This is a genomic window from Euzebya pacifica (genome assembly GCF_003344865.1).
Taxonomy (GTDB): Bacteria; Actinomycetota; Nitriliruptoria; order Euzebyales; family Euzebyaceae; genus Euzebya; species Euzebya pacifica.
In genome coordinates, this window is the sequence record NZ_CP031165.1 from 4,181,991 (window position 1) to 4,197,745 (window position 15,755).

Consider the following 15,755-nt stretch of genomic DNA (forward strand, 5'->3'; position numbering starts at 1 on the left):
GCGCGGCCTTCGCCCGGTGGGGGGAGAACGGGGATCGGGACACAGAGGATGCCCAACCGTTGTTCGGAGCGAACGCAGGCGCGGTTCAACCGTACCCCCCGAAAACAGGATCAGGGCCGGATCCCCTGCTCGACGATCCGGCCCTGCCCACCCCCTCACGTACGTGCGTACGCGGGATGCCCACCCGTACAGAACGAGCGAGAGGCCCAGGTGGTTAACACTCCGAACGAAACTTTCTTGAAGGATGCTGCTGCCCGACGGCGAACCCTGTGATGCGGGCATGTTCACCTTCTGCCCAACGCCGCTGTATGTCCACCACGAATTCCTCTCCGCCGTCCTCGCCGCCGCACCGCCTGCTGGCGGCTGCCCGCGCGGGCGATGACGACGCCTTCGCGGCCATCGTCCGTCAGCACGGCCCTCCGGTGATGACCACGTGCCTGCGGTGGGTCAAGGACCACCACACGGCCGAGGACCTGACCCAGGACGTGTTCGTGCGGTTGCTGCGCAGCGACATCGCTCCCCTGGACGATCGGGAGCTGCGCCGGTGGCTGCTGCAGGTGGCACGCAACGTCGCCATCGACCACCACCGTCACAGCGAGGTGGTGCGTCGCAGCGAGGACGCCGCCGTCGACCTCGTGATCCCGGAGTCGGCACCGCAGCGCACCGTGGAGATGCGGGTGCTGATCGCCCAGGTGCTGCACGAGCTGAGCGACCGCGACGCCGAGCTGGTGGTCGAGCACTACATGGAGGACCTGTCGCTCCGCGAGATGGCGGAGCGACGCGGCACCACCCGGGACACGATCAAGGTCCAGCTGCACCGCGCCCGTGCCCGCGCCCGGACCATCGCCCGGGACCGTCGGATCGACGGGCTCCCGTGGCTGCCCGCCCCGTTCGCACGCATGACGTCGGCCGTCAAGGGCATGGGCGCGCAGGTTGGCCTCAAGGCCGCCGCGGCGGTGCTGGCTCCCCTGCTCGTTCTCGGCGGGCTGAACCTGACACCGGACCGTTGGCCGGGAGAGACCCGCGACGACGATCCAGCGGTGCTCGATGCGGTGACGGAGGTCTCGGTGCCGACGGCCACAGGCGACACGGTGGCGGCCCCGGCCGGTGCCGCGGCGGGCACGAGTGCGGACACGCAAGCCGCAGAGGACGACGCCGGTGGCCGTGATGGCGGTGGTGCACCGAGCGTCGACTCGGACCCACCGCCGGCACTGCCCCAGGACGTGATTCCCAACGGACGGGTCACCGTGCCCACCACCGATCGGACCGTGGTGGAGTCGAGCAACTACAGCGACCGCGAGGCAGGTACTCGACAGCTCATGCTCCTACCGGGCGTGACCCACGAGGACGGGGTCACGGGGCTCACCGAGAACCCCGACGACACTCCCGAGGAACGCGCGGCGTTCCGCGACATCTGCGAGCTCGGCGGTCGTGCCGAGCCGGTCCTGGAGTGCCAGGAGAACTGACGGCCGGTCAGCGCACGCAGAGCATGTCGTCGATGGCAGGCAGCGGCAGGCACGGGAGCGCCGACGCAACCACCTCCTCGGACGCGCCGTGGGTGGAGGCGCTGGTGGGCCCGGCGAGGGCGAGGGAGAGCGCGAGGGACAGGACCAGGGTGGCGTTTCGGATGACCATGCATCCGAATGTGAACCACTGGTTCGGTCACTCCTGACGCCCGCGCCGTCACATTTGACGAACCCTTGCCCCCGCCGCCTGGGGTCAGCCCGTCAGCTTGGCGTTCAGCAGCTGGTTGACCAGGGCCGGGTCGGCCTTGCCCTTGCTGGCGCGCATGACGCCGCCGACGAGGGCCCCCATGGCCTTGGGGTTGCCGTCGCGCACCTTCTGGGCGGCGTCGGCCTGCTCGGCGATGACCTGGTCGACGATGGCCTCGATCGCGCTGACGTCGGAGACCTGCTCGTGGTCCTTCGCCAGGTCGGCCACGGTGCCCTCGCCGGCCAGCACCGACGTCAGGACCTTGCGGGCCCCGCCCTTGCCGAGGGTGCCGTCGGCAACCCGGCCGAGCAGCGAGGCGAACTCCTCACCCGGCAGCGCCTCGACCGCCGAGCGGCCGGTCTCGTTCTGCCAGCCAGCGACCTCGTTGACCAGCCACTTGGTGGCGTCGGCGGCGTCGGCGCCACCGGCCACGGCGGCGTCGAGCAGCGGGATCAGGCCGGCGTCCTGCATGGTCACGACCGACTTGCGGTCCAGGCCGTGGGCATCGATCAGCCGCGCCCGCGTGACGGCGGGCAGCTCGGGCAGGCTGGCACGGATCTCCTCGATCCACGCCGGATCGGGGACCATCTCGACCAGGTCGGGATCGGGGAAGTACCGGTAGTCGTCCAGCGTCTCCTTGCGACGCAGGGTAGAGGTCGTGCCGGCGTCCTCGTCCCAGTGGCGGGTCTCCTGCACCACGGTGCCGCCGGACTCCACGACGTCGATCTGGCGGGCGATCTCGTACTCGATCGCACGACCGAGCGAGCGCACGGAGTTCATGTTCTTGATCTCCGCGCGGGTGCCGTAGGGAGTACCCGGCTTGTGGATGCTGACGTTGGCGTCACACCGCATCGACCCCTCCTCCAGCTTGGCGTCGGAGATGCCAAGGGCGAGGACGATGCCGCGCAGCTCCGTCAGGTAGGCCTGCGCCTGCTCGGCGGTGCGGATGTCGGGCTCCGACACGCACTCCAGCAGCGGCACCCCGGCCCGGTTGTAGTCCACGAGGGAATAGTCGGCGCCGTGGACCCGTCCGGACTCGCCGACGTGCACGTTCTTGCCGGCGTCCTCCTCCATGTGGATCCGCGTGACGCCGATGCGGACCGGCCCCTCGCTGGTCTCGATGTCGAGGTGGCCCACACCGCAGATCGGCACGTCGTACTGGCTGATCTGGTAGTTCTTCGGCATGTCCGGATAGAAGTAGTTCTTCCGGTGGAACTGGCTGACCGGTGCGATCTCGCAGTCCAGGGCCAGGCCCATCCTGATGGCGTGCTCCACGGCCGTGCCGTTGACCACGGGCAGGGTGCCGGGCAAGCCGAGGTCGACCTCGGTCACCCGGGTGTTGGGTGCCCCGCCGAACTCGTTGGGGCAGGCGGAGAACATCTTGGTCCGTGTCGACAGCTCGACGTGGACCTCCAGGCCGATGACGGCTTCCCAGTCGCTCATCTTCGTCACTCGCTCTCGGGCAGGGCCAGCGCACGCGGCCCGCGGGGGGTCAGGTCGAGGGCCAGGTCGGCCTCGAGGGCGGCCGCGGCCTGCACCATGACGGCTTCGCCGAGCATCGGCCCGACCAGCTGCAGCCCGACGGGCAGCGGCCCGCCGTCCTCGGCGGTGTCGAAGCCGACGGGCAGCGACATCGCCGGCATGCCGGCAAGCGAGGCCGGGACGGCGAAGACGTCGTTGAGGTACATCGCCAGCGGGTCGGCGGTCTTGTCACCCAGCTTGAAGGCCGCCGTCGGACACGTCGGCCCCACCAGCACGTCGGCCTTGTCGAACGCGGCCTCGAAGTCGCGGATGATCAGGGTCCGGACCTTCTGCGCCTGCCCGTAGTAGGCGTCGAAGTAGCCGGCCGACAGCGCGTGGGTGCCGATCATGATGCGCCGCTTGACCTCGGCGCCGAAGCCGGCAGCCCGGGTGGCGGCCATCATCTCGTGGGTCGTCTCACCGTCGACACGGAGGCCGTAGCGCACACCGTCGTAGCGGCTGAGGTTGGCCGACGCCTCGGACGGGGCGATCAGGTAGTAGGCCGGCAGGCCGTAGTCGGCGTGGGGAAGGGAGACCTCGACGATCTCGGCGCCGAGCGACGACAGCCGGTCGATGGCGTGCTGCACCGCCGCCTTGACGCCGTCGCTTGCCCCGTCGCCCATGAACTCGGTGACCACGCCGACGCGCAGCCCCTCCACTCCCCTGTCGAGGGCGTCGACGTAGGACGTCATCGGGTCCGGGATGGAGGTCGAGTCCTTGGGGTCGTGGCCGCACATGACCTCCAGCCCCAGGGTGGCGTCGCGAACGGTCCGACCGAACGTGCCGGCCTGGTCCAGCGAGGAGGCGAACGCGATCAGCCCGTAACGGCTGGCCCGACCGTAGGTGGGCTTGATGCCGACGGTGCCGGTCACAGCGGCGGGCTGGCGGATCGAGCCGCCCGTGTCGGTGCCGGTGGCGATCGGTGCCTGGTAGGCCGCGACCGCCGCCGCGCTGCCGCCGGAGGACCCACCGGGCGTGGTGTCGGTGTCCCACGGGTTGTGGCACACCTTGTACGCGGAGTTCTCCGTGGAGGAGCCCATCGCGAACTCGTCCATGTTGGTCTTGCCGAGCAGCACGGCGTCGGCCGCCCGCAGGCGTGCCACGACGGTGGCGTCGTAGGGCGGCACGAAGGTCTCGAGCATGCGCGACCCGGCGGTGGTCGTGGTGCCGTTGGTGCACATCACGTCCTTGACGGCCACCGGGATGCCCGCCAGCGCACCGAGCGCCTCCCCGGCCGCACGACGTCGATCGACGTCGGCTGCCGTGTCCAGCGCCTCGTCGGCCATCATGGCCAGCCAGGCCCCCGTGGTGCCGTCGGTGGCCTCGATGCGGTCCAGGTGGGCTCGGGCGACCTCCACGGCCGACAGGTCTCCCGCGGCCATCGCATCGGCCAGCTCCGCCGCGGTGCGGGTGACGATCGGGCCGCTCACGACGACTCCCCCATGATCTTGGGGACGCGGAACTGCAGGTCCTCGGCGTCGGGGGCGTTGGCGACCACCACCTCCGGCGACAGCGGTTCCGCGACGACGGCGTCGTCACGGAAGACGTTGCGCAGCGGGTAGGGGTGGGAGGTCGGCGGCACGTCGGCCGCCGCGACCTCACTCACCTTCTCGGCGTAGGCGAGGATCTCTGCCAGCTGGGGGGCCAGGGCGGTGATCTCGTCGTCGGTCAGGTCCAGCTGGGCCAGCCGGGCGACGTGTCGGACGTCGTCGTCGGAGAGTGCCATCGGTGCGGAACGATCCTGGGGTGGAGGGCGGACGGTCGGCGTGCAACGCTAGCGTCTCTCGGCCATCAGCCCCACCGCGCCGGCACGCGGACCCGCTAGCGTGTGGGGTTGCGCAGGCCGTACGTCCCGACCCCCGACAGATCTCCTGCTCCTTCGGCGATGGGAAGAACGAGAACGATGGATGTGGCGCAGCGGTACAACGTGACGGTCGGCGGTGTCGACGACGGACAGCCGATGCTGTTCGCCCACGGCTTCGGCTGCGACCAGCAGATGTGGCGCTTCGTCGAGCCGGCGTTCGCCGATCGGTACCGGACGATCCTGTTCGACCACGTCGGCGCAGGTCACTCCGACGCGTCCGCCTGGGACCCCGAGACCTACGGCTCCCTGGATGCCTACGCCGCGGACGTGCTGTCCATCGTGCACGAGCTGGACCTCCAGGACGTAGTCTTCGTCGGCCATTCGGTCTCGGCGATGATCGGGGTGCTGGCCGCCAACGCCGAACCCGACCGGTTCGCCTCCCTCGTCCTCGTCGGCCCGTCGCCGCGCTACATCAACGACGACGGGTACACCGGCGGGTTCTCCGAGGCCGACATCGAGGAGCTGTTCGGTGCGCTGGACAGCAACTACCTGGGCTGGTCCAGCGCCATGGCGCCGGTGATCATGGGCAACCCCGACCGTCCGGCACTCGGTGAGGAGCTGACGGAGAGCTTCTGCCGCACCGACCCCGAGATCGCCCGCAGGTTCGCCCACGTCACCTTCACCTCCGACAACCGCGCGGACCTCGAGAAGGTGTCGGTGCCGGCGCTGGTGCTGCAGTGCACCAACGACGTGATCGCCCCGGAGGCGGTCGGCCGCTACGTGCACGACCGGATTCCCGACAGCGACTTCGTGCTGCTCGACGCCACGGGCCACTGTCCCAACCTGAGCGCACCGGACGCCACGATCGAGGCGATCGAGGGCTTCCTGAGGACCCGCACGGGGTGACGGACTCGCTGTCATCACGATCCGACGGCGTCGGGCCGGTCCTGGTCCCCGATGACGACGCGGAGGACCTCTACGAGCGTGCCCCCTGCGGCTACTTGTCGACGACCCGGACCGGCACGATCGTGCGGGTCAACCAGACGTTGCTGGAGTGGCTGGGCGCGGAGCGCGAGGACCTCCTCGGCAAACCGTTCACCGACCTGCTGAGCGCGGGCGGCCGGATCTACCACGAGACCCACTACCGCCCGATGCTGTCGCTCCACGGAACGGTCCGGGAGATCGCCCTGGACTTCGTCCGCCAGGACGCAACCCGGCTGCCGGTGCTGGTCAACTCCCGGGTGGTCGTGCCCTCCGACGGTGGGGAGGAAGTCATCCGGACCAGCGTCCTGGACGCGACCCACCGCCGCGAGTACGAGCAGGAGCTGCTGCGCGCCCGCCGGCGAGCCGAGGAGTCCGAAGCCAAGTCCGCCGAGCTCGCCCGCACCCTGCAGTCCAGCCTGATCCCCCCGGGCCTGCCGACCATCGAGGGTGTGGAGCTGGGGGCGACCTACCGTCCCGCCGGGGACGGTGCGCAGGTCGGCGGTGACTTCTACGACGTGTTCGAGACCGAACGCCACGACTGGATCGTGGTGGTCGGCGACGTCAGGGGAAAGGGCGCCCGGGCGGCAACCATCACCGCGCTCGTCCGCTACTCCATCAGGGCGGCCGCCATCCGCCAGCAGCGACCGTGCGACATCCTCGCCGACCTCAACGCCGTCCTGCTGCGCCACGAGACCGAGCGCTTCTGCACCGTCGTGTGCTGCCGCGTCCGGGTGGAGGACGACGGGACCGTGCGGGTCACGATTGCCAGCGGCGGGCATCCCCCGGCGGTGCTCGTCGGGCCCGAGCAGGCCGAGGCGGTCGACGTTGCCGGCACCCTGATCGGCGTGGTGGAGGAACCCTCCCTCACCGACGTCGAGGTGCGCCTGGGGCCCGGCGAGGGGCTGTTCTGCTACACCGACGGGCTGACCGAGGCCCGCCGGGGCCGGTCGATGCTCGGCGTGGAAGGGTTGCTGGACCTCCTGTTCACCCATCGCGCGCTCCCCGCCAACGAGCTGACCGACGCCGTGGTCGACGACGTCATGGCCTACCAGGGCAGCCGACCCCGCGACGACATCGCCGCGGTCCACATCCGCGTTCCCAGCGCCCCGCCACACACCACCTGATCAGGCCTGGCCCCGGGGACCAGGTGATCAGGGGAGGCGGGAGAACCAGACGAGGGAGGCTGCGGCCGCCGCGGTCCCGAGGATCATCGCGGCGACGACCCACGGGACGATGACCTCGACCTCCTCGGTCGTGAAGCCGACGGCCACGCCGAGGGTCTCGAAGACCTCCGTCAGCGCCTCGGCGCTGTCGGCGTCGTAGAAGCGGCCGCCGGTGTCGTCGGCGATGCCCTCCAGGGCGCGACCGTTGGAGGGGACGGGCACGATCTGGCCCTGGAACTGGATGACGCCGTTGACGGTGCCGAAGCTGATCGTGGAGACGGCGATCCCGGCTTCCTGCGCCGCCCGGACGCCGAAGGCGTTGGGACGCCCGGCGGTGGTGTCGCCGTCGGAGAGCACGATGATGGTTGCCGGCTCGGGTTCGTCGTCGCCCTGCTGCTCGGCCTGGATGGCCTGCAGGTCGGCCTCGATCAGGTCCACCGCGACCAACAGCGCCTCGCCGATCGCCGTACCGGGGCGCAGCTCGAGGTTCTCGATCGTCGTCCGGACGATCGCTCGGTCGTCGGTCGGGGCGACGTTGGCGACGGCGTTCTCCGCGAAGCTGACCAGGCCGACGCGGACCTGATCGGGCACCTCGTCCATGAAGCGCAGCGCCGCGGCCTGGGCGGCGTCGAGCCGTCGCGGTTCGACGTCGCGAGCATCCATCGAGATGGAGGTGTCCAGCGCCAGGATGACGGTGGACGCCTCGACCGGGACCTGCTCGGCCTTCACCGGCCGGGCGATCGCGATGACGAGGCAGATCAGCGCCAGCACGAGGGCTGCGGCTGGGACGTGGCGTCGCCAGCCGGGGCTGTCGGGGGCGATCTCGTCGAGCAGGTCGAGGTTGGTGAACTGCACCGCGTAGTGGCTGCGGCGCGACTGCATCACGACGTAGCCGATCGCCAGCCCGATGGGGATGACGACCAGCAACAGCATGGCGGGGGCGGCGAACATCAACGAGGGCTCCGTGGGAGGGGGGCACGGCGGCGCCGTTCGACGTAGCGGATGACGTCGGCCAGCCAGTCGGTGTCGGTTCGCACGCTCAGGTGCGAGGCGCCGGCCCGGCGGATCTCCGCGGCGATGCGCTCGCGCTGCTGTCGTGCCGCCTGTGCGTAGCGGATCCGGACCGACCGATCGCGGGTGTCGACGACCCGACGGCGACCGGACTCCGGGTCGGCCAGGGTGATGAAGCCGACGTCGGGGAGGTTGAGCTCGCGCGGGTCGACGACGTCGACGGCGATGACCTCGTGGCGTTCGGTCAGCGCCCGGATGCTCTTGGCCCAGGGCGGTGTCGAGTCCTTCTCGGCCGCGCGGCCCAGGAAGTCGCTGACGACGATGACCAGGCCGCGCCGTCGGGCCAGACGGCCGGCCCGCCGAAGGCCCCGGGACAGGTCGACCGGGGTCGCGTCGCCGGTGCTCCGAGCGGTCGCCCGGGGAAGGCGGGCGATCCGCTGCAGGGTCGAGTGCACGTGGTGTCGGCCGGCGGCGGGTGCGTACCACTCCTCCCCTGCGGGGTGCAGGGCGAGGGCGCCGAACCGGTTGGCGCCGTGGGCCGTGACGAACCCGAACGCCCCGAGGACCTCCACGGCGACGTCGCGCTTCTGTCGCCGGCCGGTGCCGAAGTGCAGGCTGCCGGACAGGTCGATGACGCCGATCGTGGTCAGCTCGTGGTCGGCGATGGTGTCGCGCACGTGGGGATGGTCGGTGCGTGCCGTGACGGCCCAGTCGATCCGCCTGACGTCGTCGCCCGGCCGGTACCGACGCGCCTCACCGGGCTCGGAGCCGTGCCCGGGCAGCAGGCCCTGGTAGTCGCCGTGCAGGCGGCCCTCCAGCCGTCGGCGCACGGCCAGCTCGAGCCTGCCGAACGCCTCGGGACGAAGCGTCGTCCCGGGGGTCAGCGCCGGGGGGATGGGCGAGCTCACGCGGGCGGGGCCAGGGGATCACCGGACGCGCCACCGTCGTCGTCCGTGCTGTCGTCGCGAGTGGTGTCCTCGCGAGTGATGTCGTCGACGCCCCGGGCAACGCCGTCGTGCGGACCGTCCTCGGGGTCGACTGGCGGTGCCGTGTCCTCGGGGGCGGTCAGGGGCACTCCCTGGGGTGGGGTGTCGTCCTCGGCCCCGGTGTCGTGGCCATCGGCCGCCAGGTCGGCGAAGGGGTCCTCGCCGGCGTCCGTCGCGCTGCCGGTGGTCTCGGCTGGTCCCCACTCCCCCGCCGGTGGCGGCATCACGGGCCCGCGGTTGGCGCCACGGGCGGCGTCCTGCTGCCCCTGGAACGTCCCCGGGGCGCTCTGGGCGACATGGTAGGGCTGCTGGGCCTGCAGCCCGCGGCTGGCGTTGGGAGGCACCGGGGTGGCATCCGGAATCCGTGGCGGTCCGGCCGGCGGACGCGCGGCGCCGTTGGACGAGGCCAGCTGCGGCGCCGGGATCGTGGTCAGCAGGTGGTAGAGCACCTCGTCGACGGTGATGCCGTCCGCCACGGCGTCGAAGGACAGCACCAGCCGGTGGTTCAGGACGTCGTAGGCGATGTCGTAGATGTCCTGCGGCTCGACCGCGCCACGCCCCCGCAGCAACGCCAGCGCACGCGCGCCCTCGACCAGGCCGATGGACGCGCGGGGGGAGGCGCCGAAGGCGATCAGGGGGGTCAGGCTGTCCAGCCCCTGCCGCGCCGGCTCACGGGTGGCCAGGACCAGCCGAACGGCGTAGTCGGCCACGCGCGGGTCGACGTGGATGGCCCGGGTGGTCGCCTGCAGCGCCTTGACGTCGTCGAGGGAGATGACCTCGCGCGGGTGGATCGGGTCACCGGCGGCCCGGCGGACGATCTCCATCTCCTCGTGGGGGCCGGCCGGATAGTCGACGGGGACCTTCATGAGGAAGCGGTCACGCTGTGCCTCGGGCAGCTGGTAGACGCCCTCGGACTCGATGGGGTTCTGCGTGGCGAGGACCAGGAAGGGACGGTCGACCCTGAACGACTCGCCGCCGATGGTCACCTGCTTCTCGGCCATGACCTCCAGCAGGGCCGACTGGACCTTCGCGGGGGCACGGTTGATCTCGTCGGCCAGGACGAAGTTGGCGAAGACCGGGCCGAGCTCGACGGTGAACCGGCCCTCCTCCTGCCGCCAGATGCGTGTCCCGACGATGTCGGAGGGCAGCAGGTCGGGGGTGAACTGCACGCGGCTGAACGAGCCACCCATGGCCGTCGACAGGGTCGTCAGCAGCCGGGTCTTGCCCAGGCCCGGCGCACCCTCGAGCAGGCAGTGCCCCTCGGCGAGCAGCCCGACCATGACCCGCTCGACGACACGCTGCTGGCCGACGATGACGCGGCCGATCTCGGCTCGGACGCTCGACAGCAGCTCCGCGGACCGTGACGGGGTCAGCAGCTCGATGTCGGCGTCGTTGTCGGTGGGGACGGTGGTCATTCGGCGAGCTCCAGCCCGTTTGCGATCGTCAGCAGTTCGTCGGTGCCCACGTCGGCGGGTCCGTCGATGTCCAGGTAGGTGTCGGGGGTCCCCTCGACCAGCCACACGATCCGCTGCCCCTCCAGCAGGTAGGCGGTCTGGCCGCGCACGCTGACCTCCTGGGCCTCGTCGGTGAGCACGACGTCGAGCCTGCGAGCGGCGTCGTCGGCGCGGACGGCGAGGACGGTGATGTCGCCGAGCGGGTGGTCGAGGTGGGTGACCTGTTCGATCCGGTTGGCCTCGTTGCCGGTGGAGGTCTGGGTGACGGTGGTGTCGTCCTCGGCGGTGCCCGAGGGCAGCTGGGTCAGGTCGAACAGCAGCGGCAGGTCGATGTCGCCGTCCTCGGGGTCCTGCGGGGCGGGTTGGGGCTGCAGCCCGCCCTCGCCTGGTGGGGCCTCGGGCGCCGTTCCGCCCTCCGGGGGCAGCGCGTCGCCTTCCGGGGGCAGCGCGTCGCCCGATGGCGGCACGGTGCCCTGTTCGCCGCTGGGATCCTCCGGCGTGGCACCGGGGTCCTCACCACCGGCGCTCGGTGCAGGGGCCGGCTCGAGCTCGCCGGGGCTGGGTGTGGCCTCCGGGGTCCCGTCCGCCAGGTCGTCCTCGGCCGGGGGTGCCGGCGCGGGGGCCGGGTTGTTTGGCGATGGGGTGAAGGTGCCGAACGGGTCGCCGTCCCCCTCGTCGGCGGTCTCGGCGGGCAGGGGCGAGTCGGCATCCGCGGGCTCGTCGTCGCCCAGCAGCAGCAGGGCCGCGGCAACGCCGAGCGCCAGCAGGAACAGCACCCCGAACACCGCGATGGCGATCTGCGCAGGGGTGATCCGGGATTCGTCGTCCGGCGGCGGCGACGGCGACGCGGCGGCCGGGCGGGGCACCATCCGGCCGCGCATCGGCGGGATCGGCCCGAACGGGGGGTCCTTGGGCAGGTCGCGCCAGGTCGGTCCCTCCACCGTCGGGCCCGGGGCCCCGTTGCTGCCGGGGATGCCCGTTCCGGGGCCCGTCAGCGGCGCACCGGCGACGAGCCCGGGGATGGGCGGGCCGGCGACGGGGCCTGCGGGACCGGGCGTACCGGAGGGCATCCCGATGGGCGCGCCGGCAGACGTTGGATTCGACATGTCGGACTGAACGCTAACCGCACACGCGTAAAGCGGCAGTCAAAGCTGCGCCGACCGGACTCCTTCGGGTGCGTCGACACGTCGAGACAGGTGGCCGACCGTCAGCGGGTGATCATCGGGTCGACGGACTGGTCATCGGGGCCGAGCGGTGGTCCGGCCAGCACGTCCGCAAGGTCCTGCCGTCCGTGGACGCCCAGCACCTGGTAGGCACGGGCGAGGTGGTTGTCGACCGTACGGACGCTGAGGACCAGGTGGTCAGCGATCTGCCTGCTGGTCCAGCCCTCTGCGGCAAGCGTCGCGATCTGCCACTGGCGAGGGGTCAGCCCGGCCGCGGACGATCCCCGCAACGCCGTCACGGCGGGAGAGGTCAGGTCGACGAACTCGCGGGCATGGGCTTCCGCCGCAGCCCGGCGCTGCATCGCACGCCCGTCGCGTCGGGACCTGCGGTCCAGGGCAGCGCCACGGGCCAGCAGGTCCACGGCCCAGAGCCGGGCCCCGAGGTCCATCAGTCGCTCGCAGCCGTCCTCGAGCAGGCCGTCGGGGTCTGCGGGATCGGCGAGACCCCGTGCGGCCACCCCCACCGCCGGCCACAGGCGACCATCGACACGTGCCGCCACCTCGGCCAGGGCACCGGCCTGGTCGAGCCCCCCGAGGCGGACTGCGGCGAGCAGGCAAAGGCACTGGTGGAGCAGGTCCCCGCTGGCTTCCGCCCGTGCGGCGGCCCGCCGCATGAGTGCGCAGGCCCGTGGGAATCGGTGCGTGGCGGCGAGGGCCCAACCCTCGGCGGCGGGCACGGCCCACGCCCACCATCCGAGGTGTGGGCGATGGCTCTCCCGGGCGGTACGCGCCGCGGCGACGGCGGCATCGCGGCGACCCTGATGGGCCGCGATCTCCGCGGCAACCGCGCCCACGAACGCCCGATGACCGTATGGGTCGGTCTCGGTCAACGTCACGTCGATCCGCTCGACCAGTGACCTCGCCAGGTCGCCACGTGCCATCACCAGATGCGCGGCGGACTGGCCCACGTCGAACACCACGTTCGACAGGAGCAATGCGGCGTGGGAGCGGTGATCCTCGGGGCCGTCCAGCACACCCTGCAGGTCACCGAGGTGCAGTCGCAGGTAGCGCCGGCCAGCCCACATCCGGACGTGGTGCTCGGGGGCCACAGCAGGGTCGGCCAGGAGCGGGATCGCCTGTTCGGTCAGGCGCCAGGCAGCATCCAGGTGTCCGGCGGATGCGACCGCGACGTGGCGGACGGCAAGGGCGACCAGCCGCAGGTCCGGCGTCGCGCGTGGTCCGACCCGTTCTGCAAGGACGGCAGCCTCGGCCATGTCTCCCCCGCAGAGGGCGATCATCGCGGCGAGCGCGGTGGTCGCATCCCGTCCCGCGCAGTCCTCGGAGGTGCCGTCCTGCAGCGCAGGGGGGTCGCCGATCGGGGCCAGCGCCACCTGCGCTGCCTCGCGGTCCCCGCGGCCGAAGAACGCGGACTCGGCCAGCCCGAGTCGTGCTTGCAGTCGCTGCTCCGGTGTCCCTCCCAGGTGCTCCACCATCGCGAACCAGCGTTCGGCTTCGATCGGTTCACCACGCAGCAGGGCCGCACCAGCGAGCAGCAGGATCGCCCCGCAGTCGTTCGGCCGGCGTTCGTGGACGACGGCGGCAAGGCGTTGGGCGCCAGCGGCGTCCCACCGCACGAGCATGTGCCGGCTTGCCTCGGCGATGATGTCGAGGTCGACGACCTCGCCGGCGTCCATCTGCCAGCGCGCATGGCGAACCGCCCCGTCCGGCAGGTCCGGCCACCCGCGTGCTGCCGCGTCCGGGACGACCTGCAACAGGGCGCTGGCCAGTGCCGCCCGACGTGTGGCTCCGATGTCGGCCAGCACCACCTCGGCCAGCAAGGGGTGGGCCAGGGACACGAGGTGCACCGGTCCGTCGCCGACCGTGACGAGGGCCTGCTGCTCGACCGCCTCGGCTGCCGCAGCGCCCACGACGTCGACGAGCACGCCCAGCGGCAGCGGCGAGTCGTAGGCGAGGACCTCGACCGCTCGCCGCGTCGTGTCGTCCACGACCTCGAGGTGGGCCGCCATTGCGCGGCGCAGTCGATCGGTGAGGGGCAACCGCTCGAAGCCCGGTCGCGGCGCGATCCGCGCCAGCTCGGCGAGCAGCAGCGGGTTGCCCTCCCCCAGCTCGACCGCCCAGCGCACCGACGTCGTCGTGGACCGCCCACCTGCGACGGTGCGGACCAGCGTGGCGGCGTCGACGGCACCGAGCGGCGTCAGCACCACCTCGCGCAGCAGCTGTTCGTCGTGCAGCCCCTGCAGGGGTGGGGGGACCTCTGCGTGCTCCCGAACGGTGAGCACGACGCGCAGGCCCTCGCGCGCCGCGTCGGCCACCAGTGCCGCCGACACCCCGTCCAGGTGGTGGACGTCATCGAACCCGAGGACCGTGCCCGCCGCGGCGAGGGCACCGAGGGCGCTCCTCACGGCACCCAACGCCCCGGACGTGACGGCGGGAGACACCTCGCCGGGCAGGAACCGGGCAAGGGCACCCAGCGGGACGGGAGCGGTCGCGGGCGTGGCGGTCACGCGGACGACGTCGATATCGGGTTGGGCCTGCAGGGCGCGCAACACGCTGGTCCGCCCCATCCCCGATGTCCCCGTCAGCAGCACTCCCGAGCCGTCATCGAGCGCACGCCCGATGTCGTCCAGCACACCGGTCCGTCCCACCAGCGTCAACACCATCTCGACCCCCGTTCCCTCCAGTGAGGTGGTCAGAGTTGAGTAGTCATCCTACTCATGACGCCCGCCACGGTGGTGCCAGCCTTCCATCGAAGGGATGCCAGCGGAGGGGAGACGTCGATGAGGTGGACCGACGAGGCGGGCTTCACGCTCGTGGAGCTGTTGGTGGTGATCGCCATCATCGGGGTGACGATCCCGCTCCACTCGACGCTGACGGAGCGGATAGGGGCCAACGAGGAGCTGATCCAGCGCACCCTCGCCCTGCTCGTCGAGGCCCAGGAGGCCTACGTCGTCGAACACGGACGGTTCGCCGACAACCTGCGCGAGCTCGGCGACTCCGAACCGGAACTCGTCGACGAGCAGCTCGCGACCGGCCGCACGGATGGCTACCTCGTCGAGCTCCACGACGTGGACGGTGACGGCTGGACCGCCAGCGCGGCTGCTGCGGCACCGGGGCTGAGCGGCCGGGCGGCCTACGTCGTCGACCAGACCGGCGTGATCCGCGAACGAGACTGCCGCGCCGGGCAGGTCTGGGACCATCGGGAAGGGGGCTGCGTTCCCGATCCTGCGGCTGCCCTCATGCCTGCCGCGGAGGAGCTGGTCGGGACGCTGGACCGGATCGGTTGGGGCCTGGTGCTGTCGGCTGCCGCCGAACAGGTCAGCGAGGAGGCCTTCGTCGACCAGGTCGCATCGCGGGTGGACGTCGACGGGGACGGGCGGGTCGGCCTCGACGAGCTCGTCGTCACCGACCCGTTCGCCATCGCCGAGGACCTCGTCGACGCCCCCGAGGACGCGCGCGCCACCATCGCGGGCGAGGATCGTGCCCGAGAGCTCGTCGACGCCCACCGCCGCTGGTTGGTGGCGGTCCTGCAGCCGGGCATCGCCGGCGAGGCCCTGCCTGACGGGGTGCCCCTGGCCGATCGCCTCGACGACGCCCGGGCGCTGCTCGACGGCGTCGGCAGCATCGACGCGGCCACGTCACTGCGGTTCCTGGGCGACCACGTGGACGACCTCGACGTCACCCCCGAACCCCGTGGCGACATGATGCATCCGTCCGCTCGGGTCAACGCCCACCGTCGGGACGTCCTGCGGCGCGACGTCGCGTACATGGTCCGTTTCCTCGACGAGGGCAGGCAGGAGGCGCTCGTCGCCTCGCTGCACCGTGTCCGGGCCCGAGGCGACGGCACCGGCGCGCCCGAGGACTGGGTCGTTGGCCCCGCGGCGGCGCTGATCACCGCGCAGGTCGACCTGACCCTCCGACTGCTGGGCCACTGAGGG

12 protein-coding genes and 1 pseudogene are annotated in these 15,755 nt (G+C 71.8%); 4 read left to right on the forward strand and 9 right to left on the reverse strand.

What is annotated here, in order from left to right; translation table 11 throughout:
* The first annotated feature begins 308 nt into the window (after positions 1-308).
* A complete protein-coding gene (locus DVS28_RS17915) occupies positions 309-1,466 on the forward strand; it encodes an RNA polymerase sigma factor (protein WP_164710712.1) in 1,158 nt (385 codons plus the stop codon).
* Between the two features lie 7 nt (positions 1,467-1,473).
* Here the strand turns inward: DVS28_RS17915 and DVS28_RS28550 are convergent, their stop codons facing one another.
* The 4 genes from DVS28_RS28550 to gatC all read right to left on the reverse strand — a co-directional run bounded on the left by DVS28_RS28550 (position 1,474) and on the right by gatC (position 4,960).
* Positions 1,474-1,635, reverse strand: coding sequence for a hypothetical protein (locus tag DVS28_RS28550; protein WP_164710713.1), 162 nt, complete (start codon positions 1,633-1,635; stop codon positions 1,474-1,476).
* An 84-nt stretch (positions 1,636-1,719) separates the two neighbouring features.
* Positions 1,720-3,156 (reverse strand): Asp-tRNA(Asn)/Glu-tRNA(Gln) amidotransferase subunit GatB, encoded by a 1,437-nt coding sequence (gene gatB, locus DVS28_RS17920; protein WP_114592683.1) that lies wholly within the window; start codon positions 3,154-3,156, stop codon positions 1,720-1,722.
* Positions 3,157-3,161: 5 nt separating this feature from the next.
* On the reverse strand, positions 3,162-4,616 hold the full coding sequence (gene gatA / locus DVS28_RS17925) for an Asp-tRNA(Asn)/Glu-tRNA(Gln) amidotransferase subunit GatA (RefSeq protein ID WP_174236229.1): 1,455 nt from the start codon (positions 4,614-4,616) through the stop codon (positions 3,162-3,164).
* Between the two features lie 44 nt (positions 4,617-4,660).
* Positions 4,661-4,960 (reverse strand): Asp-tRNA(Asn)/Glu-tRNA(Gln) amidotransferase subunit GatC, encoded by a 300-nt coding sequence (gene gatC / locus DVS28_RS17930; RefSeq protein ID WP_114592685.1) that lies wholly within the window; start codon positions 4,958-4,960, stop codon positions 4,661-4,663.
* Between the two features lie 177 nt (positions 4,961-5,137).
* Here gatC and DVS28_RS17935 point away from each other — a divergent pair, with 177 nt between their 5' ends.
* Positions 5,138-5,944 (forward strand): alpha/beta fold hydrolase, encoded by an 807-nt coding sequence (locus tag DVS28_RS17935; protein WP_114592686.1) that lies wholly within the window; start codon positions 5,138-5,140, stop codon positions 5,942-5,944.
* Positions 5,941-7,146: a PP2C family protein-serine/threonine phosphatase gene (locus DVS28_RS17940; protein WP_164710714.1), complete on the forward strand. Its 1,206-nt coding sequence runs from the start codon at positions 5,941-5,943 to the stop codon at positions 7,144-7,146. Before DVS28_RS17935 ends, DVS28_RS17940 begins: the two co-directional genes overlap by 4 nt.
* Positions 7,147-7,173: 27 nt before the next feature.
* On the opposite strand, the gene DVS28_RS17945 is transcribed toward DVS28_RS17940, so the two are convergent.
* The 5 genes and pseudogenes from DVS28_RS17945 to DVS28_RS17965 form a co-directional block, all read right to left on the reverse strand.
* Positions 7,174-8,136, reverse strand: coding sequence for a VWA domain-containing protein (locus tag DVS28_RS17945; RefSeq protein ID WP_114592688.1), 963 nt, complete (start codon positions 8,134-8,136; stop codon positions 7,174-7,176).
* Positions 8,136-9,092 carry a DUF58 domain-containing protein gene (locus tag DVS28_RS17950; protein WP_114594253.1) on the reverse strand — a complete coding sequence of 319 codons (957 nt, stop codon included), beginning with the start codon at positions 9,090-9,092 and terminating at the stop codon, positions 8,136-8,138. The genes DVS28_RS17945 and DVS28_RS17950 overlap by 1 nt, the downstream gene beginning before the upstream one ends.
* A 434-nt stretch (positions 9,093-9,526) precedes the next feature.
* Positions 9,527-10,597 (reverse strand): annotated as a pseudogene (locus tag DVS28_RS17955) (AAA family ATPase); the annotation flags it as partial.
* Positions 10,594-11,742: a hypothetical protein gene (locus DVS28_RS17960; RefSeq protein ID WP_164710715.1), complete on the reverse strand. Its 1,149-nt coding sequence runs from the start codon at positions 11,740-11,742 to the stop codon at positions 10,594-10,596. The pseudogene DVS28_RS17955 and the gene DVS28_RS17960, both read right to left, overlap by 4 nt.
* A gap of 101 nt (positions 11,743-11,843) precedes the next feature.
* Positions 11,844-14,480, reverse strand: coding sequence for a LuxR family transcriptional regulator (locus tag DVS28_RS17965; RefSeq protein ID WP_114592691.1), 2,637 nt, complete (start codon positions 14,478-14,480; stop codon positions 11,844-11,846).
* A 117-nt stretch (positions 14,481-14,597) separates the two neighbouring features.
* Between DVS28_RS17965 and DVS28_RS17970 the strand changes: the two genes are divergently transcribed.
* Complete coding sequence (locus tag DVS28_RS17970) at positions 14,598-15,752, forward strand: prepilin-type N-terminal cleavage/methylation domain-containing protein (protein ID WP_164710716.1); 1,155 nt, start codon at positions 14,598-14,600, stop codon at positions 15,750-15,752.
* The last annotated feature ends 3 nt before the right edge of the window (positions 15,753-15,755 follow it).